The 26972-nt window shown below is 39.6% G+C and carries 30 protein-coding genes and 1 other annotated feature; of the genes, 17 read left to right on the top strand and 13 right to left on the bottom strand.

The features are described from left to right. Window positions 1-110: 110 nt before the first annotated feature. The gene (locus QUF78_RS21155; RefSeq protein ID WP_289315160.1) at window positions 111-539 is read right to left on the bottom strand and encodes a hypothetical protein; all 429 of its coding nucleotides are present in this window, start codon (window positions 537-539) and stop codon (window positions 111-113) included. 223 nt (window positions 540-762) lie between these two features. Here QUF78_RS21155 and QUF78_RS21150 point away from each other — a divergent pair, with 223 nt between their 5' ends. After that, a complete protein-coding gene (locus QUF78_RS21150) occupies window positions 763-2190 on the top strand; it encodes a phospholipase D-like domain-containing protein (protein WP_289326199.1) in 1428 nt (475 codons plus the stop codon). Window positions 2191-2275: 85 nt separating this feature from the next. Further along, window positions 2276-3205, top strand: coding sequence for an MBL fold metallo-hydrolase (locus QUF78_RS21145; RefSeq protein WP_353957921.1), 930 nt, complete (start codon window positions 2276-2278; stop codon window positions 3203-3205). Window positions 3206-3733: 528 nt separating this feature from the next. Here the strand turns inward: QUF78_RS21145 and QUF78_RS21140 are convergent. The 5 genes from QUF78_RS21140 to kynU form a co-directional block, all read right to left on the bottom strand. Further along, window positions 3734-4366 (bottom strand): LysE family translocator, encoded by a 633-nt coding sequence (locus QUF78_RS21140; RefSeq protein ID WP_289315164.1) that lies wholly within the window; start codon window positions 4364-4366, stop codon window positions 3734-3736. A 199-nt stretch (window positions 4367-4565) separates the two neighbouring features. Then, entirely contained in the window at window positions 4566-5192 is a 627-nt protein-coding gene (gene kynB, locus QUF78_RS21135) for an arylformamidase (protein ID WP_289326198.1), read from the bottom strand. A 63-nt stretch (window positions 5193-5255) separates the two neighbouring features. Beyond that, window positions 5256-6110 carry a tryptophan 2,3-dioxygenase gene (kynA, locus tag QUF78_RS21130; RefSeq protein ID WP_289326197.1) on the bottom strand — a complete coding sequence of 285 codons (855 nt, stop codon included), beginning with the start codon at window positions 6108-6110 and terminating at the stop codon, window positions 5256-5258. Window positions 6111-6165: 55 nt separating this feature from the next. Next, window positions 6166-7587 (bottom strand): amino acid permease, encoded by a 1422-nt coding sequence (locus QUF78_RS21125; RefSeq protein ID WP_289326196.1) that lies wholly within the window; start codon window positions 7585-7587, stop codon window positions 6166-6168. A 130-nt stretch (window positions 7588-7717) separates the two neighbouring features. Continuing rightward, on the bottom strand, window positions 7718-8995 hold the full coding sequence (gene kynU / locus QUF78_RS21120) for a kynureninase (RefSeq protein ID WP_289326195.1): 1278 nt from the start codon (window positions 8993-8995) through the stop codon (window positions 7718-7720). A gap of 182 nt (window positions 8996-9177) precedes the next feature. Here kynU and QUF78_RS21115 point away from each other — a divergent pair, with 182 nt between their 5' ends. After that, on the top strand, window positions 9178-9792 hold the full coding sequence (locus tag QUF78_RS21115) for a TetR/AcrR family transcriptional regulator (protein WP_289326194.1): 615 nt from the start codon (window positions 9178-9180) through the stop codon (window positions 9790-9792). Window positions 9793-9847: 55 nt separating this feature from the next. Here QUF78_RS21115 and QUF78_RS21110 read toward each other — a convergent pair whose 3' ends face one another. Genes QUF78_RS21110 through QUF78_RS21100 form a run of 3 tightly spaced genes read right to left on the bottom strand, consistent with a single transcriptional unit; the run spans window position 9848 to window position 10352 of the window. After that, the gene (locus tag QUF78_RS21110) at window positions 9848-10003 is read right to left on the bottom strand and encodes a hypothetical protein (RefSeq protein WP_289326193.1); all 156 of its coding nucleotides are present in this window, start codon (window positions 10001-10003) and stop codon (window positions 9848-9850) included. After that, complete coding sequence (locus tag QUF78_RS21105) at window positions 9951-10073, bottom strand: hypothetical protein (RefSeq protein WP_289326192.1); 123 nt, start codon at window positions 10071-10073, stop codon at window positions 9951-9953. Before QUF78_RS21105 ends, QUF78_RS21110 begins: the two co-directional genes overlap by 53 nt. A gap of 6 nt (window positions 10074-10079) precedes the next feature. Next, complete coding sequence (locus QUF78_RS21100) at window positions 10080-10352, bottom strand: hypothetical protein (RefSeq protein WP_289326191.1); 273 nt, start codon at window positions 10350-10352, stop codon at window positions 10080-10082. 134 nt (window positions 10353-10486) lie between these two features. On the opposite strand from QUF78_RS21100, the gene QUF78_RS21095 reads away from it, so the two are divergent. From QUF78_RS21095 to QUF78_RS21070, 6 genes are all read left to right on the top strand, one after another. Further along, the gene (locus QUF78_RS21095) at window positions 10487-10834 is read left to right on the top strand and encodes a lmo0954 family membrane protein (RefSeq protein ID WP_289315174.1); all 348 of its coding nucleotides are present in this window, start codon (window positions 10487-10489) and stop codon (window positions 10832-10834) included. 19 nt (window positions 10835-10853) lie between these two features. Next, window positions 10854-11489 (top strand): PspA/IM30 family protein, encoded by a 636-nt coding sequence (locus tag QUF78_RS21090; RefSeq protein WP_289326190.1) that lies wholly within the window; start codon window positions 10854-10856, stop codon window positions 11487-11489. Window positions 11490-11643: 154 nt separating this feature from the next. Beyond that, window positions 11644-12390 (top strand): cell wall-active antibiotics response protein LiaF, encoded by a 747-nt coding sequence (gene liaF, locus QUF78_RS21085; protein WP_289315176.1) that lies wholly within the window; start codon window positions 11644-11646, stop codon window positions 12388-12390. Then, a complete protein-coding gene (locus QUF78_RS21080; protein WP_289326189.1) occupies window positions 12387-13433 on the top strand; it encodes a sensor histidine kinase in 1047 nt (348 codons plus the stop codon). The genes liaF and QUF78_RS21080 overlap by 4 nt, the downstream gene beginning before the upstream one ends. Then, window positions 13426-14067 (top strand): response regulator transcription factor, encoded by a 642-nt coding sequence (locus QUF78_RS21075; RefSeq protein WP_289326188.1) that lies wholly within the window; start codon window positions 13426-13428, stop codon window positions 14065-14067. Before QUF78_RS21080 ends, QUF78_RS21075 begins: the two co-directional genes overlap by 8 nt. 148 nt (window positions 14068-14215) lie before the next feature. After that, on the top strand, window positions 14216-14515 hold the full coding sequence (locus QUF78_RS21070; protein WP_289326187.1) for a hypothetical protein: 300 nt from the start codon (window positions 14216-14218) through the stop codon (window positions 14513-14515). A 72-nt stretch (window positions 14516-14587) separates the two neighbouring features. Here QUF78_RS21070 and QUF78_RS21065 read toward each other — a convergent pair whose 3' ends face one another. Then, on the bottom strand, window positions 14588-15751 hold the full coding sequence (locus QUF78_RS21065; RefSeq protein WP_289326186.1) for an MFS transporter: 1164 nt from the start codon (window positions 15749-15751) through the stop codon (window positions 14588-14590). Window positions 15752-15960: 209 nt separating this feature from the next. On the opposite strand from QUF78_RS21065, the gene QUF78_RS21060 reads away from it, so the two are divergent. Next, entirely contained in the window at window positions 15961-16194 is a 234-nt protein-coding gene (locus tag QUF78_RS21060) for a hypothetical protein (protein WP_289326185.1), read from the top strand. A gap of 344 nt (window positions 16195-16538) precedes the next feature. On the opposite strand, the gene QUF78_RS21055 is transcribed toward QUF78_RS21060, so the two are convergent. Continuing rightward, window positions 16539-16763 (bottom strand): hypothetical protein, encoded by a 225-nt coding sequence (locus QUF78_RS21055; RefSeq protein WP_289326184.1) that lies wholly within the window; start codon window positions 16761-16763, stop codon window positions 16539-16541. A 791-nt stretch (window positions 16764-17554) separates the two neighbouring features. After that, window positions 17555-17790: a binding site (T-box leader), on the top strand. 59 nt (window positions 17791-17849) lie between these two features. On the opposite strand from QUF78_RS21055, the gene QUF78_RS21050 reads away from it, so the two are divergent. The 5 genes from QUF78_RS21050 (at window position 17850) to QUF78_RS21030 (ending at window position 22813) form a co-directional block, all read left to right on the top strand. Next, the gene (locus QUF78_RS21050) at window positions 17850-19199 is read left to right on the top strand and encodes an amino acid permease (protein WP_289315181.1); all 1350 of its coding nucleotides are present in this window, start codon (window positions 17850-17852) and stop codon (window positions 19197-19199) included. A gap of 243 nt (window positions 19200-19442) precedes the next feature. Continuing rightward, on the top strand, window positions 19443-20099 hold the full coding sequence (locus QUF78_RS21045; protein ID WP_289326183.1) for a phosphatase PAP2 family protein: 657 nt from the start codon (window positions 19443-19445) through the stop codon (window positions 20097-20099). 166 nt (window positions 20100-20265) lie between these two features. Then, the gene (locus tag QUF78_RS21040; protein ID WP_289326182.1) at window positions 20266-21471 is read left to right on the top strand and encodes a hypothetical protein; all 1206 of its coding nucleotides are present in this window, start codon (window positions 20266-20268) and stop codon (window positions 21469-21471) included. A gap of 254 nt (window positions 21472-21725) precedes the next feature. Next, window positions 21726-22055, top strand: coding sequence for a PadR family transcriptional regulator (locus tag QUF78_RS21035; protein ID WP_214770658.1), 330 nt, complete (start codon window positions 21726-21728; stop codon window positions 22053-22055). Between the two features lie 2 nt (window positions 22056-22057). Beyond that, the gene (locus tag QUF78_RS21030; protein WP_289326181.1) at window positions 22058-22813 is read left to right on the top strand and encodes an HAAS domain-containing protein; all 756 of its coding nucleotides are present in this window, start codon (window positions 22058-22060) and stop codon (window positions 22811-22813) included. An 81-nt stretch (window positions 22814-22894) separates the two neighbouring features. Here the strand turns inward: QUF78_RS21030 and QUF78_RS21025 are convergent, their stop codons facing one another. Then, window positions 22895-24283: an L-cystine transporter gene (locus QUF78_RS21025; protein WP_289326180.1), complete on the bottom strand. Its 1389-nt coding sequence runs from the start codon at window positions 24281-24283 to the stop codon at window positions 22895-22897. A gap of 291 nt (window positions 24284-24574) precedes the next feature. Between QUF78_RS21025 and QUF78_RS21020 the strand changes: the two genes are divergently transcribed. Continuing rightward, on the top strand, window positions 24575-25084 hold the full coding sequence (locus tag QUF78_RS21020) for a GNAT family N-acetyltransferase (protein ID WP_289326179.1): 510 nt from the start codon (window positions 24575-24577) through the stop codon (window positions 25082-25084). 186 nt (window positions 25085-25270) lie between these two features. Next, window positions 25271-26134 carry a pentapeptide repeat-containing protein gene (locus tag QUF78_RS21015; RefSeq protein WP_289326178.1) on the top strand — a complete coding sequence of 288 codons (864 nt, stop codon included), beginning with the start codon at window positions 25271-25273 and terminating at the stop codon, window positions 26132-26134. Window positions 26135-26183: 49 nt separating this feature from the next. On the opposite strand, the gene QUF78_RS21010 is transcribed toward QUF78_RS21015, so the two are convergent. Next, on the bottom strand, window positions 26184-26942 hold the full coding sequence (locus QUF78_RS21010; RefSeq protein WP_289326177.1) for a hypothetical protein: 759 nt from the start codon (window positions 26940-26942) through the stop codon (window positions 26184-26186). Window positions 26943-26972: the final 30 nt, after the last annotated feature.

Below are 26972 nucleotides of genomic sequence, written 5' to 3'. Positions count from 1 at the left end.
ATATCCTCATTTTACCTATACATTCAACTAATAAACATGGAAAGAGACTAAAATCCATTTCTCGATTAGCTTCTTAAATAATGAAGCTTTCGGATTCCAAAGGAGTTCCACTAAATCATTTCCAGTTTGAATAATTTCCTTCCTTTATAAGATACAATCGAAGGAATCAAACAAAGCAAGGCCATCGGTAAACAATAAAGAAGATAGAAGTGCCCCCCGTTTTCCAGCAAGGGAATATAGGCTAAAGCTGTAAAAAATAAGACGGAAAATATGATTGTGAAAATCCCGAAAGACTGATGATAGAACGCATGAATTTCCCTTCTTCGTTCCGCTTGATTGGGTAACGTCATTGCTGCTTTATGCGTTCGAAGGAATAGGTACAAGGAGAACATTAGAAATAATGCGGAAAATGGTAAAGCGACGGCAAATAATGAAACGTCTAGAATGGAAAGATAAAAGCTGGATAAAAAGAATACCTCTGACACACCTAAGGCAAAACAATAATTGAAAATACTTATTCTATCAGGTTGTTTAAGCATGAAATCCCTCCTTCTATATCATATTATGCAACTGCTTTCATGTTCACCACTTTGTCACATTTAAAAGGAAAATAAATGCACCAATTTCTACCCAAGAATGACCTAGATAGGCGCCGCTGACTAACTGATCAGAGGCGTTTTTATTTCTGCTTGAAGATGTTGAATAGAGTCTTTGCATATTACGAATAGTATTAAAATATCACTAAAAGGGGGGGAGTGCTCAATGACTGTAAAAACGGCAATTAAAGGAGTGCTGCTCGTTCTTCTAATGTATTTGCTTTATGTAGTGGTGACGGCAGTGGTTCTTTTCCCCAAAGAAGAAAAAGAAGAAGATAGGCCGATTAATCAAGTAAGTGCATATATGGGAGAGAAGGAAGCCACCGTAGATCGTGTCCTTCTTCTCGAAGACGGTTATGAGTCGGGACTCGCCCGAATGCGAATGATCCAGAAAGCCCAGAATTCAATCGATATTGCCTACTATGCTTTTGGAAAAGGCAAATCAACCGAACTTTTTCTTGGAGCCTTGATCGAAGCGGCTGACCGAGGTGTCAAAGTCCGAATCCTTCTGGATGGAATATCCCATGGACTCAGAGGTCAATTAAGCAGTGCCCGTTATGCATTGGCCTCTCATGAAAACATTGAATTAAGATATTACGAAACCTTTAAGCCATTTAAGCCGTGGACCTGGCATAATCGCCTTCATGATAAGATCCTCACTGTAGATGGAAAGTTAGGCATCATCGGAGGGAGAAATATTGCCGATAAGTATTTAGCTAGCAAGCCGCCGAGGAATTTTGTCTATGACAGGGATGTACTCATTTTCAATGCTAAAGAGGAGAAAGATAGTGTAATCGTTGAAATGAAGGACTATTTGCATGAATTATGGACCCATCCATATACGAGCGATGTTTTTTCGGACCTCTCGAAAAGGCAAACGGAGAAAGGAAAACGTGAAAGAGATGCATTAGCGAATCAATACAGTAAAGCTTTGAAAACTAATGTAGATTTCGTTAATCCTGCCGTCGATTGGAGCAAGGCTACAACACCTACTAAAAAAGTGTCCTTCATACATAATCCCATCGAGCGTTTCAATAAACACCCAATTGTTTGGAGATCTCTAGTGGACATTGCGGCGAATGCCAATCAATCGGTACTCATCCAAAGTCCCTATATTGTTCCTGCGGATGCCTTGAAGGAATATGTACCGAAGCAGATGGATTCAAAGGCTAATTGGACGATACTTACCAACTCGGTGGCATCAACCCCGAATGTGATCGCTTTTTCAGGTTACTTGGCGCTTAGGGATAGTATCGTTGAGACGGGCGCAAGGCTTTATGAATATGCAAAGCCTTATTCTTTGCATGGTAAATCGGTTGTCTATGATCAACGATTAAGTGCAGTGGGTTCCTACAATTTGGATTCTCGATCTGCCTTTTTAAATACAGAATCGATGGTGGTCATCGATAGTGAAAAATTTGCAGCGCAATTGACAGGAGCCATCGAGTCGAAAATCTCAAATAGTACACTCGTTGCGGACAATAATAAATATATAGAACCACCTGAAGATCAGAAAAAGGAAGAGTCTTTTTTTAAAGCCACCTTTTTAAATGCCCTCTCGAAAGTTACGGTATATTTGAATAGGTTCATTTGAATGATGACGAAAAGACAGCAATCCCAGTGATTGTTGTCTTTTATTAGTCGTATTCGTTTTAAATGGATCATTAGCTAATTAACAAATGTTTAATTTGCTATACTTGAAAAAAGCCAATCAATATATGGGGGATATCATCCAATATCCGAAGGAGAACAGAAACATGCAAACATTACAGCATCTATCGAAACATATCGTCTATCTGCCGCCAGTTCAGGTAACCGATCGGCCGGTTCTTGCCGCCGTTACGGGAAACAAGAAAACGCTCATCATCGATGCCGGGAATTCCGTCCAGCATGCACAGCTCTTTAAGGACGAATTGCTTCGGAATGATATAAGCGGGAATTTCCTTGTTCTTACCCATTCCCACTGGGACCATGTTTTCGGACTGGAGCATATCGGGATTCCGGTAATTTGTCAGGAAAAAACATACAACAACATTAAAGATATGCAGCAGCTTTCATGGGAAGATCAGGCACTTGATCAACGGGTCGAAGAAGGGACAGAGATTCCCTTTTGCGCCGATGCAATCAAATTGGAACATGGGACGAATAGAGAGATTTCCCTGCCCCTGCCCGATATCATCTTTGAAAAAACGATGACAATCGATCTAGGCAATGTAACCTGTGTAATTGAACATGTCGGCGGCGACCACGCCAAAGATTCCTGCATCATTTATGTTCCAGAAGAAAAAACATTATTTCTGGGAGACTGCCTTTATGCCAATCTTTATGCTGAAAAATGGAATTTTACGGCTGAACAGGCATCGCTGCTCGTTAAGAAAATTGAAGCCTATGATGCCGATACATATATACTCTCCCATCATGAGCAGCCTTGCACGAGACTGGAAATGGAGGCGGAGCTTAAGCTAATGAAAGAATGTGCCAGAACCGTGGTCAAACATCGGGGAAATCGAGCTTTAATGGAGCAGGAATTGGCTAAAGAGTTAAACCGGGATTTAACGGAAGATGAGCTCGAATTGATTGGATTTTTCGTAAATGGTTATGTTGAGTGATTTGAACACCATGGCAAGTTAAAGAACACAAAAAGGTAAACAGGTTTATTTTAAAGGTTTGGGTGGGGTATGAGTTTGGTATTGGGCTCATACCCTTTGGTTTGCCCTTTTTCTGCAACAGATCTACACAAAATCGATAATAATCGATATTAGTACTGAAACAATAAGAACTGATAGGAAACCTGATATGATTCTCCCAGCTTTTGCTCCGCTATTATCGGGATGAATATGACCAATAATAAAGGAAGGGATGAAAAATATAGCTGAATAGATCATTGTATAATGAATGCCTGTATCTCCATTTGACCAAGCGCTTAGGCCGATATTATTTAAAATAGTATCTCCTTGCTTACAGGAATCTCCCGAATTTAAAAAAACCAAATTATGGTTTTTGTAATTGTAACATAACCTAAAGGTACAATCCCTACATCTTCACCAGAATCAAGAGCCAGTCTTTTTCTTCTTTTTAAAATAAAAACTGCACCTCCAATTGTTAGATGGTGTCTAACAATTAGGGTGCAGTTCTAATTAATTATGAGCTTTTTCCAAAGCTAGCTTTATCCCGAAACCAATCAAGACCGTCCCGGTTATACCCTCGAAAATCGCTTGGGTTTTAGGCTTTTTCATAAAAGCACTGATCTGGTTCAACAGATAGATATAAAATACAAACCACATTGCAGTTAAAACGGTATACGTAATGCCCATGATCAGGAACGGTAAAAACGTATCCTTGCCAGGATCCACGAACTGAGGCAGAAACGTTAAGAAGAAAACGGCCACTTTAGGGTTCAGCAGATTGGTAAGGAACCCTTGCTTAAAGCAAGACTGGTTTTCGTACCTACTTTTGACTGACGTTTCCGCCGCTGCAGCCACTTGCTTATTCCTTAATCCCCATAAGGTCTTGAAGCCTAGATATACCAAGTAAACGGCACCGACATATTTGAAGATGGAAAATAGTAAAGCGGATTTCACAATGATTGCCGAAAGTCCGAACACGGCAGCTGATGTATGGATAAGCAGGGCACAGCATGTGCCGAACATCGTTTTAAAACCTCCCGACGTCCCCACGGTAACGGTGTTCCTTGTGGCTATCGCCGTATCTGGACCAGGTAAAATGATGAGAAGAATGCACATGATGATGAACAAATAAAAGTTTTCCATATTCGAACCTCCACTCTTAGTGATGAATTCTGAAAATTATAACATAGATGTACTTGGTTTAGGGAGATAAATTCGATAGAGAGGGGAAATCGTCGGCTTGACTAATAAATACGGTGTTTAATGAAACAAAAAAACAAGCCAAATCATTTTTTGATCTGGCTCGTTTTTTTTATTAATTCAATACCAACACTGTTATATGTTAGGGTAACTTTTTCAAAACAGCACGTACCGGACTTCCATCTGCTTCAACTAATGGAAGTGGGAGGGCTGCCAACTCATAATTCCCTGGTCCTATATCGTCCAATACAAGCCCTTCCAAAATGTGAATTCCATGACCGGCAAGCTCATGATGGGCAGACAGTTCTTTACTATCCAATGGATCTACGGATGGCAAATCAAGACCGATAAGACGAACACCGAGTTCTGAAAGATATGCCGCTAATTCTGGTTGGATATGAGGAATGGTTTGTGGAAACACACGTTTATCCTTCCATGCGTCTGTCCGAATTAACAGACGGGTGACGCCTTGTAGATCCAGATTGGATAATTCATTGACTCCAATGCTCGTTCTGTTTGGTAAAAGGATGACTCGGGCATTCCCCATATATAAATCGAGATCCAGTTCAATCACTCTTTTTCCATCGTTATCAAAATGAAAAGGTGCATCAATATGGGTACCAGTGTGAATGCTCATATTGATTTGACCTACATTGACAGATCCACTCTCTTCTTTACTCCAATTGACTTTGTAGGAGAAAGGTGTGTCTCCAGGCCAGACTGCAACGTTTTCATCCAGACGTTGTGAAATATCAATCCATGTTCCCATGCATCTTACCTCCATATCTTCTGGCTGTTGCTTTCTTTAAAAATTAACCTGCCTATTTTCCTCTTATAGCTTCGTTCTTAGGCTCCATAGTTCTGGGAAAAAGTGTTGGTCCAAGGCTCTTTTTAAATAGTTGACACCTGATGATCCGCCAGTACCTTGTTTATTACCAATAATCCTTTCCACTGTGGTCATATGATTAAAACGCCATAATTGCTGTTGATGGCCAATGTCCACTAACTTCTCGCCCAACTCATATAAGTCCCAATATTGCTCGACATCGCGGTAAACTGTCAGCCACGCTTCTTCTACACTGGTATTTGGTTCATATTTTTGTGACCAATCCCTGTTAAGCGCTTCTTGATCAATGGGTAATCCCCGCGCCACAAGGGCATTAATCGCCGCATCATAAATACTTGGCTCATTAAGGGCCTCCTGCATTTGTTCGTATAGATCTGTCTGATGTTGATAGACAGATAGCGTATGGACATTTTTGTTTCCTAGAGCAAATTCAATCAAACGATTCTGATAGGATTGGAATCCGGAAGATTGTCCAAGTTTATCCCTGAACTCCATATATTCTGCCGGTGTCAAAGTTGAAAGGACATTCCATGACTGAATCAATTGCTGCTGAATCCTTGAAACACGCGACAGCATTTTAAACGAGGGTTCCAATTTGTTTTGGCGAATAGACTCAGTAGCAGCTGTCAATTCATGTAAAATGAGCTTCATCCATAGCTCACTCGCTTGATGGATAATGATAAAAAGCATTTCATCATGATGATCGGAACATCTATGTTGACTAGTTAAAATCTTATCAAGGTGGAGATAATCTCCGTAAGACATCGACTTTTGAAAATCGGTTTGAATTTCTTTCTCAAGCCCAGTTATTGTTTGTCCATTGTTATCCATATTCTTCATTCCGCAATCCCCTCACTTTTCATATAAAAAACTGTGATCAATTTTTTCCGTCATTCTATTCTATCTTTTCTGCCAGAGTTTCCTCCACTACATTATGATTAATATTTCTTTTTTTCGAAACAAAATAAGCGACAGATAAAAATAGTAACCAAGGAATCCCGAATTGAAGCATGATTTTGAAATCCGTAAACCATGACGTAATCATCAAACTAAATAGAAGAACAGCTCCTAGTATCGTTAAATAGGGGAAACCGATCATCCTTACCGGTAACTTGCGTCCGCCTGTTTTATCCCATTTCACCCTGAAAAACAAATGGGAGATGAAGATCATAAGCCATGTGAACATGGCACCGAACATGGAAATCCCCATCATGAAGGCATAGGAAGAACCAGGAAGTAACGCATGAACGCCTGCAGCGATAAAAATCCCTGTTGAAGAGACAGCAAGTGCTTTTGTCGGAACACCCTTTTTGTTTAACTTTCCTAAAAAGCTAGGTGCATTTTTTCCACGTGCCAATGAAAACATCATACGTGTTGAAGCATAGAGCTGAGCGTTCATGGCAGATATGGCAGCCGTTAAAATAATAAAGTTCATGATCCCGGATGCACCTGGAATGTTCAATATTTCCATCACTTTTACGAATGGACTTACCTCGATCCCAGCCGTTTTCCATGGAACGATCATCAGCATGATCCCGATTGTCAGCACATAGAAAGTGGATAAACGAAACACAGTAGCTTTTAATGCTTTTGGAACAGCTGCATCTGGATCTTTTGCCTCCCCTGATGTAACCGCTATCAATTCAGTTCCAAGAAAGCTGAATAAAGAAATGAATACGGCTATCCACATACCCTTCAAACCAAATGGGAAAAAACCGCCTTCATTCACGAAGTTTTCCGGTCCTATATGTGGCTGTTCGGATGAACCGAATAGTACATAGGCTCCAAGAAGGATAAAACCAACAATGGCACTTATTTTAATAAAGGAGAACCAATACTCAAATGTAGCGAATGTATTCACGCTGGTAGCATTTACATAAATCAGGACACCTGCAAACAACAAAATCCATACGATTCCCGGAACGGCCGGAAACCAATAATTCATATATACGCTGACTGCACTCACTTCTACCCCAACAGCCAAAACATTGCCAATCCAATAGGAATAGCGGACAAGATAGCCTGCCATAGGAGTCATGTACTTTTCAGCAATGGCTCCAAAAGATCCGGAAGTAGGATGGGCAACCGTCATTTCGGCTAAACAGCCCATCAATAGTAAGACAATGAACGCCCCGAGAGCATAACTGAGCAATACACTTGGCCCTGCCGCTTGAATGGCAAGCCCGCTGCCAAGGAATAGCCCCGTCCCGATGGCACAGCCCATCGCGATCATGGAAAGCTGGCTTGTTTCTAACTCACGTTTTAATCCTTTCTCTGGCTCATCTTTAATGTTCAATTGAGTATTTTTGTTCTCCATAGTTCATCCCCTTTTTATCCAAAAGACTTTATCCTGCCCTAATGGGCAGTCAGTTTTAAGCGTAGACTAATGACGGGCTGATTCAACTAACCATTGGAGGGAAGAAGCCTCCTCTGCCGAAAAATTCACGTTATGCAACCACTTCACGTTCATTCTTGAATTTTTCATATTGTTTTTCTGACATGATTTTCTTGAGTATTTGTACCACTTCCCAAACTTCTGCGTAGGAAGTATATAGTGCAACTGGAGCAAGGCGAATGATATTGGGTGCGCGGAAATCGGGAATGACACCGTTTTCCTTCAATGCCTTACATATCCGTGCAGCTTCTTTATGCTCAAGGCTTACATGACCGCCGCGACGTATGTCTTCTCTAGGCGTTCCAATGAAAAAACCCATGTCTTCCAATTCTAATTCGACTAAATCCATTAAATATTGATTGATTTTCAGTGATTTTTCGCGAATATTCTCAATTCCCGCTTCTATAAAAATGTCTAATGACCCAATCAAAGGTGCACAACTTAACACATGCGGCGTTCCAATTTGATATGCGCCTGCTGATTCAGCTGGTGTTAAGGTATGTTCCATATCGAATTGTTTTTCTTTTTTGGAGCCGAACCATCCAGCCAATCCAGGCATCGTTCCAAAATGTTTTCGATTTACATATAAACCGCCAACACCGCCAGGACCGCCATTCAAATGTTTATAATTGCACCAATACGCAAAATCCACACCCCATTCGCTGAATGAATGCGGGATCGCACCAATAGAATGACATCCGTCAAAACCGATTACTATTCCTCTATTATGAGCTTCCTCAGTTAATCGTTTCATATCCAATATTTGACCGCTGCGATAGAGGACTGTAGGCAAGATGATCAAAGCGATGTCATCGGTCATTGCTTCGATGATGTCATCCTCTTCAAGAAACCTTCCATCGCGGCTTTTCACGCGGATAAGATCGATTTCCGGATCGTATCCATGTGTACGCAGCTGACTTTGAAGAGCATAAATGTCAGTCGGAAAGGTTAGTTCATCTGCTAAAATTTTTGTACGCATGCCTTCCGGCTTATAAAAAGTAGCTACAAGTTGATGCAGATTTACAGTTGTGGAGCCGGTTACAATAACCTCCTCGGGAGAAGCTCCGACCAATTGGGCCATCTTCGCGCCCAATTTCTCTGCCATGAAAAACCATGGGTGATTCCCTTGTGTCCATCCATCAATCCCATGTTCCTTCCAATCTTCCAAAGATTCCAAAAGAGTGCGTTCAGCCCTTTTCGACAGAAGCCCCAATGAGTTTCCATCCATATAGATCGAATCCGGCTTTAAATAAAACTCTTCTCGAAAACCTTTAAGTGTATCTATCTCATCCAATTGTTTTGCATAATCCAACGTGTATTCTGAAACCATAATCATCCTCCTATATTAGTTTATCTAATATTCTAGGAGAATCGTACCAAAGAATATGACGCGATGTCAATAAGTTAATTCAGAAAATTATAAACATTAGATCATTCACAAAAAAATTTCCAACAAATGTTTTTTATTTTGAGGAAAATCCATTATGCTAGAAGATAAGGGGAGGAATAGGCATGGATAATGGTAAAATAGGGGATAAACGACATTTGCGCTCAATCATGACACGTCAAAAGTTATTGGAAGCTGCAAAGGAAGTATTTCTTGAAGAAGGTTTTCAAGCTGCGGTTATCTCCCAAATGATCAAAAGGGCAAACATCGGATACGGAACTGCCTATGTTCATTTTAAAGGAAAAGAGGATCTTTTAATTGTACTAATGGAGAACGTAATGGAGCAATTTTACGAAATTGCCGAGACCTCTTTCTTTCCAAAATCAAAAGACGAAGCAAAACATATCATAAACAAACAAGCCAATGCATTTTTAAAAATGGCAGAGGCTGAACGCTATATGATGCAAGTTTTCGAACAGGCCATTGGGGTTTCAACCGTCATATCAGATAAATGGAAAGCGATCCGCATGAAGTTCATCCAGCGAATTTCAAAGGACGTCGCCTACGCACAGCAAAATGGACTGGCAAGAGCTGAACTGAACCATGAGCTTGTCGCAAGAGGGTGGTTTTTCACGAATGAAATGTATCTTTGGGAAATTGTCCGAAACGAACATCATAGTTCTGTTGAAGAAATTTCACAAACCATCACGTCAGTTTACGTCGAAGGTTTGTATTTGTAATGAAAATAGCAGTTCAAAAATCTTCCGGTTATATACAATCGGAAGATTTTTATTTTCAGCATAAATAGCAAAACACTGAATTCACGAGTAAAGTATCCAAACTCACGAGTAAACCATTAGAATTCACGAGTAAAGCGTCCAAACTCACGAGTAAAGCATCAGAATTCACGAGTAAAGTGTCCAAACTCACGAGTAAGCCAGCTAAATTCACGAGTAAGCCGTCCAAACACGAGTAATCCAGCTGAATTCACGAGTAAGCCGTCCAAACACGAGTAAACCATCAGAATTCACGAGTAAGCCGTCCAAACACGAGTAAAACAGCTGAATTCACGAGTAAGCCGTCCAAACACGAGTAAAACAGCTGAATTCACGAGTAAAGCGTCCAAACTCACGAGTAAATCAGCTGAATTCACGAGTAAAGTATCCAAACTCACGAGTAAACCATCAGAATTCACGAGTAAAGCGTCCAAACTCACGAGTAAACCAGCTGAATTCACGAGTAAAGCGTCCAAACTCACGAGTAAACCATCTAAATTCACGAGTAAGCCGTCCAAATTCACGATCAAAACGCCCCTCATTAGCCTGGGACTTAGAGCATCTACGCCTTAAGTCTTACTAGAAAATATAGCTAAGGCTCATTATACGAACTTGTAAAAGTAGATAAGATATAAACAAGGAAAGGAGGACGAAAACAATGAAGAAATTTGGTTTATTTATTGTAGGACTGATCGCATTATTCCTGTTACTGGCGAATGTGGGTCCATTGATCAGCCTGGCGATTTGCTTGGCGATCCTATACTTTGGATTCAAGCAGTTCATGAAGTCCGAATCGACAGGGGCAAAGGTTGCGTGGGGATCAGTCTCCATTATCGTGCTGATCGTTTCTATTTCCCATATCCCGGCAATATTGGGATTGGTGGCAGCTTATGTTCTTTACCTGGTTTATAAAAAATGGAATGAAAATGATGAAAGTGCATCATCGAATGAAAACGACCCATTCTCAAATTTTGAAAGAGAGTGGAAAGAGTTGAATAAGAACTAATAGAAGGGATGGAATTGAAATGGGTAATTTATTTTCAAGAATGAAACAAACGATTTCAGCGGATTTTCATGACTTGTTGGATAAGAAGGAGCAAAAAAATCCAATTGGGATGTTAAATCAATATTTGCGTCAATGTGAGCAGGAGACAGAAAAGGTCGGTAAGCTGCTTGAACGTCAATATCTTTTGAAAGAAGAGTTCACGCGTGAATATAATCAAGCGCAAAATCTAGCTGAAAAACGAAAGCATCAGGCGGAAATCGCTAAGCAGTCGGGAGAAACCGATTTAATGGAATTTGCCATCAAGGAAAGCCTGCACTATGAGGATCGTGGGCTTAGTTTGAAGGAGGCGCATAAAAGTGCAGAGGTTCAGTTGGCTGAACTGGAGCGGAAGTATGAAGAAATGAAGCATAAGCTCAAGGATATGCATCTAAAGCGGATGGAACTGATGGGCAGGGAGAATATTGCCCGGGCAAACCACCGGATCAATCGGGTATTGGACGGAGGCAGTTCCGACGCGAAACCGGTAGCGATGTTTGAAGAAATGGAGCATTATATCGATCGCATCGAGCACCAGGTCCATACAGATTATAATCGGCATACGATCGATGCCAGGATTGTCCAGCTTGAAAAAGAATTGGAACAGAAAGAAGCGTAAACGTACATTGAAGAATTCCTGTTATCCCCTGGCTTATTGGAATGGAGGGCGGGGGAAAACAGTCTTCAGAACGTGATAATTTCATGGTATTCTTAAAAGGCACGGGTTCCTGTGCCTTTTAAGAATATCATGATCATACAGGGGAGGCGAACCGATGTTGAACAAGATGAAGACGGACTATATGGGATGGATATTTCTCATCGGAGTCGTCCTGCTTTTTTTAGAGATTTCATTTACGGGTGGAGGTCTCCTTTTTTCCATCGCTTTTTCGATAGGATTTATCTATTTAGGCAGGAAATTCACAAAACGGTCAATCGGGAAAATCCTATTTTTTATAGGGCTGATTTCCCTTATCATCACAGTCTTGAATATGTTCGTCTTTAGATTTTTCCTTATGGCGATCCTCATTTATCTTTTGCTTTTATATTATCAGTCCAAAAAGAACCCTGATTGGATCAGTCCCATTTTAACCAATGAGGATTTGGACGAAGAACGGATCAAGAAGGAACGATTGCTGAAAACCGATTATCTATTTAAAAATAAGTTGTTCGGTCATCAACAAACGGCCGAACATGTATATGAATGGAATTCCGTTAATGTTCAGGGCGGGGTCGGTGATACGGTTATCGATTTAAGCAAAACGATTTTACCGAAAGGCGACGCTGTCATTTCCATTAGGAATATCATTGGCAATATTACTGTCCTTGTACCATATGGCATCGAAATCAGGGTCCATCATTCCGTCGTTGCAGGCAGGGCCCGAATCTTTGAAAATAAGCCTGAATCCAGGGTCTTTAATCAAATTTATTCCTACCAAACGGAAGGGTTCAATGAAACGGATCACAAGGTTCATATCATCACTTCAATCTTAGTTGGGGATTTAGAGGTGAAGCGGGTATGAGCATAATGACACGGCAGATATTGACTGCCCTTGGTGTTTCTTTTGTTCTTTCCCTTGCTTTGCCGGCGGCGGTTTTCTTTATCTTTCCTTTATCCGACTGGAGTTTATTGTGGGAGAAAGTGGTCATGGGGTTACCTTTCGTCATATTCCTGCCAAGTCTGGTCATTACGGTAGGGTTGATCTATGGAGTCGTTTCGGGGATGTTTTGGAAGAGGCAGCTGGAAAGGGTGGATGAAGGGCTTCATTTACTTGAACAGGGCCGCTTACCTTCGCAAGAGGAGACGTTTCCGGTCCAAGAAATGGCTAAAATGGTGGAACGGATGCATCTGATTCATAAGCAAATCAATGAGCAGACTAAATTATCGCAAAAAATGGCGAATGAAAAGGCCATTGATCAGGAGAAACAGATCCAGGAAATCGTTTCCCAGGAACGAAACCGTTTGGCGCGGGAACTGCATGATTCGGTGAGTCAGCAATTGTTTGCCGCTTCGATGTTCATGTCGGCCATTACCGAGTCACAATCCGATATGGAAAAAACGGAAATGAAACAATTCAAGATAGTGGAAGAGATGATCCATCAATCCCAGCTCGAGATGAGGGCTTTATTGCTTCACTTGAGACCCGTTGCATTAAAGGGAAAATCTTTACAGGAAGGAATGAAGGAGCTCCTTTTGGAATTGGCTCAAAAAGTAACGATGGATATAAAATGGAAGATGGAGCCTGTCACTCTGGATAAGGGGATTGAGGACCATCTGTTTCGGATTTTACAAGAATCGATTTCCAATACTCTAAGACATGCAAAAGCGGATTCGCTTGAAGTGCTATTGATCGTTCGTGATGGACTGATCATTTTACGGATAACGGATGATGGCATCGGTTTTAACGTCGAAGAGTCGAAAACGGGATCATATGGTCTGCAAAACATGCATGAACGGGCTGTTGAATTAGGCGGAACGATGCAGCTTGTTAGCGTTCCGAATAAAGGAACGAAACTTGAAGTGAAAATCCCATTATTAAATGCTGGAGGTGATCATGATGATTAAAGTATTATTTGTCGATGACCATGAAATGGTAAGAATAGGGGTATCGGCTTATTTATCCGCACAGGCGGATATCGAAGTGATTGGGGAAGCTGACAATGGTCTGAAAGCTGTCGAACTGGCAATGGATTTGCGTCCGGATATCATTTTGATGGATTTGGTCATGCCTGAAATGGACGGCATAGAAGCGACGAAACGAATTATCGAAAAATGGCCTGAAGCAAAGATCATCATTGTGACAAGCTTCCTTGATGATGAAAAAGTGTACCCGGCATTGGAAGCCGGAGCGACGAGCTATATGTTGAAGACATCTAAGGCCAGCGAGATTGCGAGAGCTGTCCGTTCCACGTTCCAGGGGCAAAGCGTACTTGAACCGGAAGTGACGGGGAAAATGATGGAAAAGTTGCGTCGTCCAAAGATTTCACAGCTTCATGATCAATTGACGAATCGCGAAATGGAAATTTTACTGCTGATGACACAAGGGAAATCGAATCAGGAAATTGCGGATGATCTATACATAGCCCTGAAAACAGCCAAAGTGCATGTCAGCAATATATTAAGTAAGCTTGCCGTGCAAGACCGCACACAAGCAGTGATTTACGCATTTAAGCATTCGCTCGTACAAGAAGAACAGTGAGAGCGTCTATTTACCAATAGGTAAAAGTTTGTTATATTAAGGGAATTATCCCACTATATTGGAAAGTTATTTTCACTATCAGGGGTTGCTGCGGCAGCCTTTTTTTCTTGGATAATAAATCAGCTTAAAAGCAGAAAGCGGGTGAATGATGTTAAGAGTCATCTTAGAATTATTTCGTATCGTCACCATTATTTTCGTTATTGGAATGATTTTGGGGTTCATCATTAATTCAATCTATGCGATTTTTGGTATAACCGTAGAGAATACCACGGGCGGATGGATTGTTGGTCTGGCAATTTTTCCATTACTTTATGTACTCTATAAAAATCGGCTTCAATTTTCAGGGTTCTATAAAAATGGCGGACAAGTAAAACTCTCAAACAGGACAACTACAATTCTGCTTTGCATCTCCGTGCTAATGTTAACGGTTGCCCCCTTATTTCGCTAATGGAAACTACATTCGAATGCAAAAAGAGCATGTTTTGATCAAAACATGCTCTTTTTTATACCGTTTTTTGGATTATACAGCTTCTTCTGCAGTATCGAGCCTCTTGCCATATATCCGATAAAGAACCAAAGCAAATACCATTCCTATGAAGGAGATGGAGGAGATGAACAGGTAAAGGGTCTTGCCCCCGAAAGCCCCATATATGGCTCCGCCTATATAAGAAGCAATGATTCCCGAAACCCCGAAGAATAGCAGCGCCAGTACCGTCTGGCCTGTAGCACGCCATTCCACCGGAACGATCCGATACAGATATTGGATGGCGGCCGAGTAGAAAATGGGGAACGTCAATAGCTGCATGACCTGCAAATAAGCTAATAGCTGTGGATCGGTTATCCACGCAGAGACGAAATAACGGATAAAGAAAAACGCCGCTGCAAACGAAATGATGATGATTTCCTTACCCTTGCGCAGCCACCAGAAGCTTAGGGCGAATACAACGATTTCACTTCCTGCCGCTAAGAACCAGGTCAAGCCTACAAGCTTGGCACTTCCTCCAAGTTCCCGGATATACACTCCGAGGAAAGTATCGTTCATCCTTGCTGGAACAGCACAGATAAACACCAATAACAGAAAGAGAAGTGTCTCTTTATTGCTGAAAAAGTGCTTAAGGCTGCTTAAAGTGACAGGTTTTCCCGAAACGGGTGCATCAGGCATCATCCAGCTGACGATGAAGCTGATCAAACCTATGCCGGCAAAAAGGAAGGCCAGGCTGTTAGCTCCGAAATATGACATAACATAGCCGGTGATCAGTGAAATGACCGCATAACCCAAAGCACCATATGTCCGGATGGAACCGTAACTGATCCCGGATTTCTCTGCAATCGTGAAGTTGAGGCTTTCTGTCAGGGGATCGATCGGCATCAGAAAGAAATATAGCAGCATGGCAAACAGGATGAGCTGAATATAACTGCTTGAGTCATAGAGAAAATAACCGATTACGCTCGAGAAAAAGATGAGTAACAACAGGACTTTTCGTATAGTCCTCGTTTTGTCGCTGATCATTCCCCATAAAGGCTGGGTGATGAGGGTGACAAAACCTCCTGTACCGATGATGAATCCGATTTGGGCTGGACGCAAACCTTGATCAGCCAGATAAACTGGGAGAAACGGAATGAAAATGGCAAGCAGTCCAAAATATAAAAAGTTAAAACTTTTTAATAATCGTAATGCTTTCATAAAAAGTATGATACCTCACGTGTTCTATAGATTGGTTGATTAACCCTGTTATTGTAACATTGATGACAGAATTTGAGAAAATAGAATTTAATATTTATGGATGGAAATAAAATGGTAGAGTTGGTTTCGAGGTTAAATTTCACTTTTTTAAAATGGATGTAAATGATAGAATTAACACTTATTGTTAAATGCAAGGAGTGGTGTAAATAATGGATCAAAACACAAAAGTGGTTCAAGAGTTGCAGGAATTGAAGCAAAAAGTCGGTCATCTTGAAAACCTATTGACGGAGCAAGCTAATAAAAAGGAAAAAGCAGGACCCCTTCGAATCTTCATGGATGCAGTAGTCTCTTTGCTATTCGGCTTAATTATTGTAGGGCCGGTTGTAGTGGTTGTCGTTGGGGTGTTGATGGTGGTTGCATCATGGTTAGGGATAAGGTTTTAATAGTTTGATTTTATTAGGCAAACATTATCTGTTAATTGTAGGGTTTTTCCAGCTGGAATTATTAATATAAGATTCAGGAAAAAGGTCACGGTCTTGCTATTCCATCTAATTATAGATGGGGAAGGTGACATCATGATACATTTTTTATTGAACTTAATTACAGAAATGGGTATTCTCCAAAGGCCTAGCAACAAAATGTACGATTCTTCTCAGAATAACGAGAAAAATACTCTTGTTTTAACTATTGAGACCGTTTTAGTTATCAAAAAATGGTAAAGAAAGGTACATAACTAAAAACCACACCTAAAAAAGGGAGTGGTTTTTTCCACTTTTATTAGGTGTGGCTATTTTATCCTTTTTTCTAATAAAGCTTTAAATGTACTTGCTTCTTCTTCAATATTATTTCTATTTTTTATAGTTTTTTTTAATTGAATTATTCCGACTCCTAACATACAAAGGCTTAATGGAATAAATAGAACTACAAAAGTTGTTGGTTTAATCATATTCGCACTAAATAAAATTAAAAGAAAGAATGTTAATACAGTCGTGTAATTAAAAATTCTATTCATATTTACCTCCTTTTCCAAGGGAAATATTTACATATTGCATACATGATTATACAATTAAAACAAACACATGAGAAAAGGTATTTTGAGCAATGAAAAATTTCAATCGGATTTTTATGGTATTCCTGAGTTTAGTATTATTTACAGCTATAGTCTCTATTCATTCAAATTAAACTGAGAGTAGGTGGATCTGCTCTTAAATCATTAGCAGCAGAAATAACTGGTGTCGCAGGGCTTTATGCGTGTAATAAATTTATAAAGAGATAGTAACTATTAAAAAAGTAATACGAGAGCTAACCAAAGAATAGACCTCCCTCCTCAAAGGAAGGGGTCTATTTCTTTTTGATTTTGCGAATGAGAGGTAGTTGGAATGTAGAAAGGTAACAAAAAGACCTTCGAAAAAAAGGAAAAAATTATTAAAAAAGCCACCGATTTAATGTTTTTTCGTATTTTTCTTATTCTTTCCCATTAACGCAGTTGCTATTGCTCCGATAAAATTCCCTAATGCTTCAAACATCAAAATTGACCTCCAATAATAATGGAAATAGTTAATATTTATATTTTATACCAATTATACCAGAGGTTAACATTGATAATCTAACGGGTGCGTTAGCGCCGAAAAAAGCCACAAAGTGCCTTTATTTTAAATAGCATTTTACTGTTTCAAAAAGCTTTCTAATCATGATTTCCGATGATTTGTTTCTTTAAAAATATTATCCTAAGAAAATTATTGACAAATTTACTTCGAGTCCGTATAGTATTGGATATTATTAAAAATATTCAGATATAATTTTTGAAACGCAATGATCAGGAGTAGTAAAAGCATATTATTCGGTTAAGAGAGCTGCGGGTTGGTGCAACGCAGTCCAATGATTCTTTGAACTTGCCTGGGAGTGGTAAAGCGGAAGATTAGATGTAATCTACTCTTTTGTTTTAACGATTGACCTTCGTTACAAGGTTTTTAAAGCAGGGTTCGAAAAGAGCCAATAAGAGTGGTACCGCGGTAAGCTTAAGGCATATCGTCTCTTTCTTCATTTGATTATGAAGGAAGAGACGATATGCTTTTTTTGATTTTTGGGAGGTTAGGATATGGAAACTGAAAAACGGAATTTACAGAGGACAATGACTTCAAGGCATATTACGATGATGGCATTGGGCGGTGCCATCGGGGCAGGTTTATTTAAAGGAAGCAGTTCAGCCATTGATATGGCAGGACCATCCGTAATCGTTGCTTATTTGATAGGAGGCATCATCCTATTATTCATCATGCAAGGTTTAGCTGAGATGGCGGTCCGCAATAGCGGTGCACGAACATTCAGGGATTTGGTCCAATCGATTTTAGGAAAGTATCCTGCCTATTTCCTGGATTGGATCTATTGGAAAATGTGGGTATTGAACATCACGGCCGAATCAGTGGTTGCGGCGATTTTCATTCAATATTGGCTGCCTGGATATCCGATCTGGATTCTGGCATTAGCTGTTTCGGTGTTAGTTACTGCGGTTAACTTGCTGTCGGTAAAGGTTTTTGCTGAAACGGAGTACTGGCTTGCATTAATTAAAATTACCGTCATCATTGTGTTCATCATGGCTGGATTATTGTTACTGCTCGTGACTTTTGGTGATCATACAGCGGTCGGTTTCTCTAACTTGACTGAGCATGGCGGTTTCTTTCCGAATGGATCGACAGGTTTAATCACGGCGATGCTGGTGGTAATCTATTCATATGGTGGTACGGAAATCATCGGGGTCACATTGGCTGAAACGAAAAATCCTGAAAAAGTTGTTCCAAAAGCCGTTCGCAGTACATTGGTCAGGATCATTTCTTTCTATATCATTCCATTTTTCATCATCGTTAGCTTGATTCCTTGGAACGAAGTAAACGGTGTGCCGGAAAGTCCGTTTGTGATGGTCTTTCAAATGATTGGGATTCCAGGTGCCGACCATATTATGAACGCCGTCGTTCTACTGGCGATCATTTCATCGATGAACTCTGGATTGTATGGTTCATCCCGCGTCCTGTATACACAAGCTGTGGACGGTCGCATTCCGAAAATCTTTTCACGTTTATCCAAGAAGAAAGTTCCTGTTTACGCAATATTAATGTGTACGTCCGCTTTATACGGCGGTGTACTGATTTCCTTATTTGCAGGAAGCAAGACTTTTGATTTCCTAATGGGATCGCTGGGATATACTGTATTATTCATCTGGTTGATCATTGCATTCGCCCATTTGAAATCACGTAAACAACAGTCCGGAAAAACAAGTGGCTATGCAGTTAAATGGTTCCCGTATACGACATGGGCTGCGATCATCGCTTTAATAACGATCCTGATCGGAATTATTTTCACGACATCCATAATCGTAACGATCATTACACTTTGCATCTATATCTTCATTACCTTGACGTATGTATGGAAAAGAAGGCTTAACAAGATCTAGCAGTAAGCGGGGCATAAATAAAGTTTCAGTTTCAAGCCGTGGTATGCATACCATGGCTTTCCTTATGTCATGCAGCTGAATGGGAATTTAGTTATTTTTGGTCTACAACTGGAAAAGTAAGAGATATCCATTTTACTAGTTCATGGGAATCATTAACTTTAGCATATAAATAATCAATCTAGCGAAAAATGTTGTATAATAATCTTTGGAAATTACCCAATATATTGAAAGCCGGAGCGAGCTATGAAAAACAATCCTATCTTATCCTTTCACCCGTTATGCTATTTATTACTTTTAATGATTACTAGTTCCATCTACTCGGTAATCAATCAATCTTCAGGTCACGCTGTTGATGTTACGACTATAATAGATGGGGAGATTCCCTTTATTAAAGAATTTGTCGTTCCATATTTACTTTGGTATCCGTATATTTATGGATTGCTGATTTACTACTGTTTTGTTGACCGTAAGCACTATTTTGTAGCATTAGGCAGTTTGATATCGGGGAAACTTCTCAGTTTTCTTGTATATTGCCTATGGCAATCGACAGTCCCGCGTCCAGAAGTGGTGGGGAACGATATCTTTGCCCATTTAATGCGATTCGTTTATAGTCATGATCAACCTGTCAACTGTCTGCCGAGCATTCATGTACTGACTACATTCATCATGATGATCGTCGTCCATAAGCGGAAAGAACAGCATAAATGGGAGTATGCCAGTGTCACTGCATTCGGAACACTGATTATCCTTTCGACGCTATTTACGAAACAGCATGCTGTATTGGATGTGCTGGCCGGAATACTCCTTGCATATGGGGTGTATGCTTCGATCCAGTATATGTACCAAGCGTTTTCGGCTTATCAGGCCAATCATTATCCAGCAAGGCAAATTAAAAAATGATCTCAGGCCACATTACATGAAAAATGCCATTGTAAGATATTCGCTCCCGTGAGCTGATATTTTACAGTGGCATTTTGTGTTTCTATTAAGAATTTGGATATTTATGTTAAATAATATATGGTATTATGTTTTTAACCGAATTGAAACAGTGGAGGGGAGGTAAAAAATGACTCATTATCTTAATCGAATTGCTGAAGACTTAGTTAAAGAGAAATTGGAAAATTATTGGCCGGGTTTTGAACTCGTTGCTTATGCATTATATGATAGGAGAAATGTTTATCTATTCAATCATCCTAAATTTAGTAGCAATCAACAAGATAGATTTCATATTTTAAGATGGGATGTACAGTTTACTGGAGATACAATCATCCTATATGAAGAATATCCCACTGCGATTGTCAATATGGAATCATATGAGGAATATGAAGGTTTGTATTCAATACTGATTCACGAATTATTTCACGGGCATCAGTATATAAAAAGTGAAAAACGGTTTCCAGATGAAATGATGGGAATTACATATCCGTTGTCAAAAGGTAATGTGGAATTACGAAATCAGGAAAGAACAAATCTTTATAATGCATTGTTGGAAAATAACATAATTAAGAAGAAACAATATCTTAATGCTTTCATTGCCTTAAGAGAAAAAAGAACAGCCAAGATTACAGGGTACCTAACATATGAAAAATTAATTGAAACCGTTGAGGGACCTGCGTTGTATGTGGAATTAAAGGCTTACTCGGAAAAAAGCCCGCTTGATTACGATTCAGTTTTAAGAATGTATGGACAGGACTTAATGAACAAATATGAATCTACTTCTAATATAAGAAGGAGAAGTTATAGTTCCGGCTTGTTTATGTGCTTGTTACTCGAAGAGCTTTCGCCAGGTTGGATGGAAAGTTTTTTTGATATAGAATATACATTATATGACCTATTAAAACAACAGTCCGGTGACTATATGGAATATTCAATAGCTGATGTTAAAATAAGTTCTGAAACAGAGGAAGTCGTTAATTTTGCTATGGAAAAGAGATTCAAAGCATTTGAAGAGTTTAATGAACAAGCAGGTATTCATCTATATATTGAAGGGGAAATAACTGCTATATCCTTTGACCCTATGAATATCATCCCATTAGAAGATAGACTTTTACATAAGAGCTTTATAAAAGTAAGAATGAATAATCAAGATTTTCTTATTCAACAACCTGTTATTGCCCATGTTGATAATGGAATTCAAAACATAAATAAACTACACCTGATATTAGAGAATGCCCCCATTGAAAACATTGATTCGATTACAATTAATGATGTTGGAGAAATAAAGGGAAGATATAAGAAACAAGAAAATAACTTGCATTTACTTATTGATTAAAATGTATCCTCAATATCTTATTAAACTATCATTTTTTATATGAAATCTTTTCGGGAGTGTCCCTTTTTGTTAAATCGCCAAAAATTTTAAAACGCAAAAAAAAAGTAAATCTCACTACAGGAATAATAAGGAATTAATGACTTGCAATACCAGGTAGTAAAATGTAAAATAAAGTATATCTTGCTTTGCAAGGTAAATATTTTTGGGCCCAATACCTTGTTATACAAGACAAAGGAAGAAGTGATTCAATATCCATGTCATCAACTCAAATGCTTAAAGGGATTTTGGAAGGTTGTCTGTTAGCGATCATTAAAGAAGGGGAAGTTTATGGGTACGAATTAGCCGAGAAGCTTGGGGAATATGGGTTTGATTCTTTAAGTGAAGGTACCATCTATCCCTTATTAATACGCATGCAGAAAGAAAAATTAGTCAATACCACTTTAAAGAAATCAACAGCGGGACCTAGCCGGAAGTATTACTCGTTATCTGAAAAAGGCGAGAGCGAACTGGAAGTCTTCATTGACCGCTGGGATAAGCTAAGTTCAAATGTAAATAAAATAGTGAAAAACAAAGGGGGAATGTAACTGTGCTTGATGTTAACAAAACGTTATCCAAGGAGAGTCAAACCTTTTTGGAAAACCTCAGATTATACCTTTTTTCGAGTGGGAAGAAAACCGATGCAATTGAGGATATCATTGAAGAGTTAGAGGTCCATCTTTTTGAAGCGGAGTGTGATGAAAAAAGTGTAGAACATATCATAGGCAGTAGTCCAAAAGAATACATGAAACTTCTTTCTGATGAAATGTCAGTCGATTTTAAGGGATGGTTTAAATATATATTGATGATTTTATTTGGGGCATTTTCCTATTTGATTATTGATAAGGCTTTAAATGGTGGAATTGAATTTTCGTTTTTGGAGATCATCGGTTATCCTATGGCTGGAATCCTTTCAATATTAGTTTATATGATATCTTTCAGGTATATGGCGAGGCATAAATTATCCATGTTCAAGCAAGGTGTAATCCTATTTGCCCTAGGCATGATTTCGATAGCATTGTTTGCAGGTTTAATTATTTTTAGTGGAACTCATAGCACAACTTTTATAAAACTTGAAAACACAGGTACTATTGTTGCTGTAATACTAGCCATTTCTATATTCATCCTCATATCCATATGGAGTAAAACCTGGGTTTCCATCATCATTCCAATATTGCTTTTTGCACCAAAACTTTTATTGACCAATTATCAAGGGAACGTAAATTTGATATTGAGCAGTGTCATAACGATGCTGGGTATCCTTCTTTATTGTGGATATACCATCAGGAAAACCAAAAGTGATTGAAGTGATTATATAGTTCCAATTTACAAGCAAATAAAAAGCATCAAACTTCCCATAAGGCAGGAAGTCCGATGCTTTTTTATTTTACATTTCAGCTTCAATTTTCAAAGATGATTCTTCGCTGAATTGTTCTTTATCCAGGTCACCCGTTATTTTACTCGTCAGAATACCGGAAGTCATGCTGCCGCTGACATTGACAGCCGTTCTTCCCATATCGATCAATGGCTCGACGGAAATCAATATACCAGCCAAAGCGATTGGCAAGTTCATTGCAGATAATACTAGAATGGCAGCGAATGTTGCTCCTCCACCTACACCTGCAACCCCGAAAGAGCTAATGGCCACGACGGCAATCAACATGGCTATAAAGGAAGGCGATAGTGGGTCGATTCCCACCGTTGGAGCGATCATGACCGCTAACATGGCCGGATAGATACCGGCACAGCCATTTTGACCGATCGATAAGCCAAAGGATCCGGCAAAGTTGGCAATTCCTTCGGACACCCCTAGTTGTTTCTGCGTTTGGATGTTCAATGGAAGTGCTCCTGCACTTGTTCTCGAAGTGAAGGCAAACGATAATACCGGGAAAGCTTTTCTCAAATATACCATTGGATTCAATCCTGAAATCGTCAGCAATAACAAATGGATGAGGAACATGACAATCAGGGCGACATAAGATGCACCGACGAATTTTCCCAATTTCAGGATGGCATCCAAATCACTCGTAGCTACTGTCTTCGTCATGATCGCCAAGATTCCGTATGGTGTTAAACGAAGGATCAATGTGACTACGCGCATGGTGATGCTGTGCAATGTATCTACTATTTTAGCAAAAAATTCAGCTTGTTCAGGCTGCTTCCTTTTAACCCCTAAATAGGCAATCCCAAGAAATGCGGCAAAAATCACAACTGAAATGGTTGATGTCGGTCGTGCTCCCGTTAAATCAAGGAACGGATTGGACGGAATCAATTCAAGGATTTGCTGCGGCATCGTTTTATCCTGAATCGTACCGTAAGTTTCCGTTATTTCATCCCCGCGGCTTAACTCTGCATCCCCTTGGTCAATTTGAACGGCTTCCAAATTGAACACAGTTGCCGAGGTAATCCCGACGGCTGCTGCAATCGCAGTCGTTCCAAGCAGGATTCCGATGATCAGGATACTGATCTTTCCGATATTGCTAGTTAGTTTCAATCTTGTAAATGCGGATAAGATCGAAATGAAGACAAGCGGCATAACGATCATTTGCAGGAACTTGACATAGCCTGAACCTACAATGTTAAACCAATCGACCGATTTAACGATCGCTTCTGATTGAGGTTCATAGAAAAACTGCAAAAGAAGTCCGAATACAATCCCTAAACCAAGTCCAGTAAAGACCCTTTTTGTAAAGGAAACATGCTTCTTATTCATGTAAAATAAAACGCCTAAAAGAACGAGCATTATGGCAAGATTTAAAAACACATAACCAATCATATATATTCCTCCTAATTCCGATTAACCAAATGAGAATAATGAATATCTGATGACTATGATACATCATCCGTTGATTTATTACCAGAAGAAAATAATTTATTTTTGACATTTCAAGTAATTCATGTATGTATCCATATTCAGGGACTGAATAAGAAGTCACAAAAAACAGGTATACAAATCTTCCATTATATATCTTTATCAGGAAGGATAAGCCCTTGGTTTTCTTGAATGATAGGTATGGAAGATATCAGGTCGCATATATTAAACGTTTATTGAAAGGATGAAGGAATGATGGATATATACATTGACAGGCTTAATGAACAGGATGCAAAAGAGTTATTTGCATTTGAATGCAATAATAGAAGGTTTTTCGAGCAAACGGTCCCAGGCCGGGGAGATGATTATTATAGCTTTGGAACGTTTGCAATCAGGCATAAGGAATTATTAAAAGAACAAGAGGATGCTATCTCCTCTTTTTATCTGATTAAGGAAGACTCAGGAACAATCGTCGGCAGGATTAATCTTGTGGATATTGACCCGATTAATGGTACGGCTCAGGTCGGTTATAGAATCGGTGAAGCGTTTACGCAAAAAGGGATTGCGAACGAAGCTTTAAGGCTTTTGGTTAATCTGGCACCGGAAATGAATGTGACTCAAATACATGCCAAAACGACAAGCGACAATATTGCCTCCCAAAAGGTTTTGGTGAAAAACGGTTTTGAACGGATTTCGATTAATGAGGAAATTAGTGCGGATACGGGTCAAAGGCTAACATTCTACCATTATAGTAAGAACTTATAAATCCATTTTCTTCTATTAATAATAGGGAAAGGGCAGGAGTGACGATTGTAAGGGACCTTGGGTGTTGTAGCAATGAAGAAATATTCCCAGATATTTTCCCGGCATTGCTGGGATTTTTGATGAAATAGTAGAAAACAAAAAATCTACTAGTATGAAACGATTGGTTTTATAGAAGGAAGTGTAAGTATGTTTAATCAATTAACGAATAACGATAGTATTCTTAATCAATTACGTGCAGACTGTGAGAATTGTTTCGGTTTGTGCTGTGTAGCCTTGCCATATGCAAAATCTGCTGATTTTGCATTGGATAAAGATGGAGGTACACCATGTTCAAACCTGCAATCGGATTATCGTTGCGGCATCCATGAAAATCTCAGAGCAAAAGGATATCGAGGCTGTACGGTATATGAATGCTTCGGTGCAGGTCAGAAGGTATCTCAACTCACTTATGAAGGAAACGATTGGAGAGATAACCCAGCGTCAGCAAAGGAAATGTTCGAGGTATTTCCTATTATGCAACAACTTCATGAAATGCTTTGCTACTTGAATGAAGCACTGAATTTAGAAGATGCGAAACCTCTTCATCGAGATTTGCAGGCCGCTTTTGAGGACACGGAATATCTCACTCAGCAAAGCCCAGAAGCTATCATGAATCTAAATGTACCAGCCCATAGAGCGACCGTTAATGAGTTACTTCTGCGCACAAGTGAACTGGTACGTGCAAAGGTACCAAATAAGAAAAATGGAAATCGAAAGAAACAGAACAAAATAGGCAGGGGTAGTGACCTTATTGGTGCAAAGTTGAGAGGTGCAGACCTTAGAGGGGCGAATTTAAGAGGGGCCTTGTTTATTGCAACTGACCTCAGAGAAGCTGACATGAGAGTGACTGATCTTATCGGCGCAGACTTTAGGGACGCTGATTTGCGCGGTGCCGACCTCACTGGAAGTTTCTTCATCACACAAGCACAGGTTAACTCGGCTAAAGGTGATATGAAAACGAAATTGCCGCTTTCTTTAAGCATTCCCGATCACTGGAGAAAAGAAGGCTAGCTAGGATCGGAGCTAACTTTTATGCAGAGTTCATAGATAAGAAAATTGTTTAATTCACGAGTAAAAGCTCCAAATTCACGAGTAAAAGGCCAAAACTCACGAGTAAAAGCATCAAATTCACGAGTAAAAGCATCAAATTCATGAGTAAAAGCATCGAACTCACGAGTAATTGGCCAAAATTCACGAGTAAAGCCCAATTCACGAGTAAAAGCTCCAAACTCACGAGTAAAAGCTCCAAACTCACGAGTAAAAGCATCAAACTAACGAGTAAAGCCAAACTCACGAGTAAAAGGCTAAAACTCACGAGTAAAAGCATCAAACTCACGAGTAAAAGGCTAAAACTCACGAGTAAAAGCATCAAACTCACGAGTAAAAGCATCAAACTCACAAGTAATTGGCCAAAATTCACGAGTAAAGCCCAATTCACAAGTAAAAGCTCCAAATTCACGAGTAAAGCCAAATTCACGAGTAAAAGCATCAAACTCACGAGTAAAAGCTCCAAATTCACGAGTAAAGCCAAACTCACGAGTAAAAGCATCAAATTCACGAGTAAAAGCTCCAAATTCACGAGTAAAAGGCCAAAACTCACGAGTAAAGCCAAATTCACGAGTAAAAGCATCAAACTAACGAGTAAAAGCTCCAAATTCACGAGTAAAAGGCCAAAACTCACGAGTAAAAGCTCCAAACTCACGAGTAAAGCCAAATTCCCGAGTAAAAGCATCAAACTCACGAGTAAAGCCAAATTCACAAGTAAAAGCATCAAACTCACGAGTAAAAGGAATTTTAATACTAACATGCGATTCTTCATTAGGAAGGATCGTCTTTTAAAATTGGGCGT

Origin of the sequence: Peribacillus sp. ACCC06369, from assembly GCF_030348945.1 — a bacterium.
In the GTDB taxonomy this organism is placed as follows: Bacteria; Bacillota; Bacilli; order Bacillales; family DSM-1321; genus Peribacillus.
This window is presented reverse-complemented; position numbering and strand designations above follow the sequence as displayed.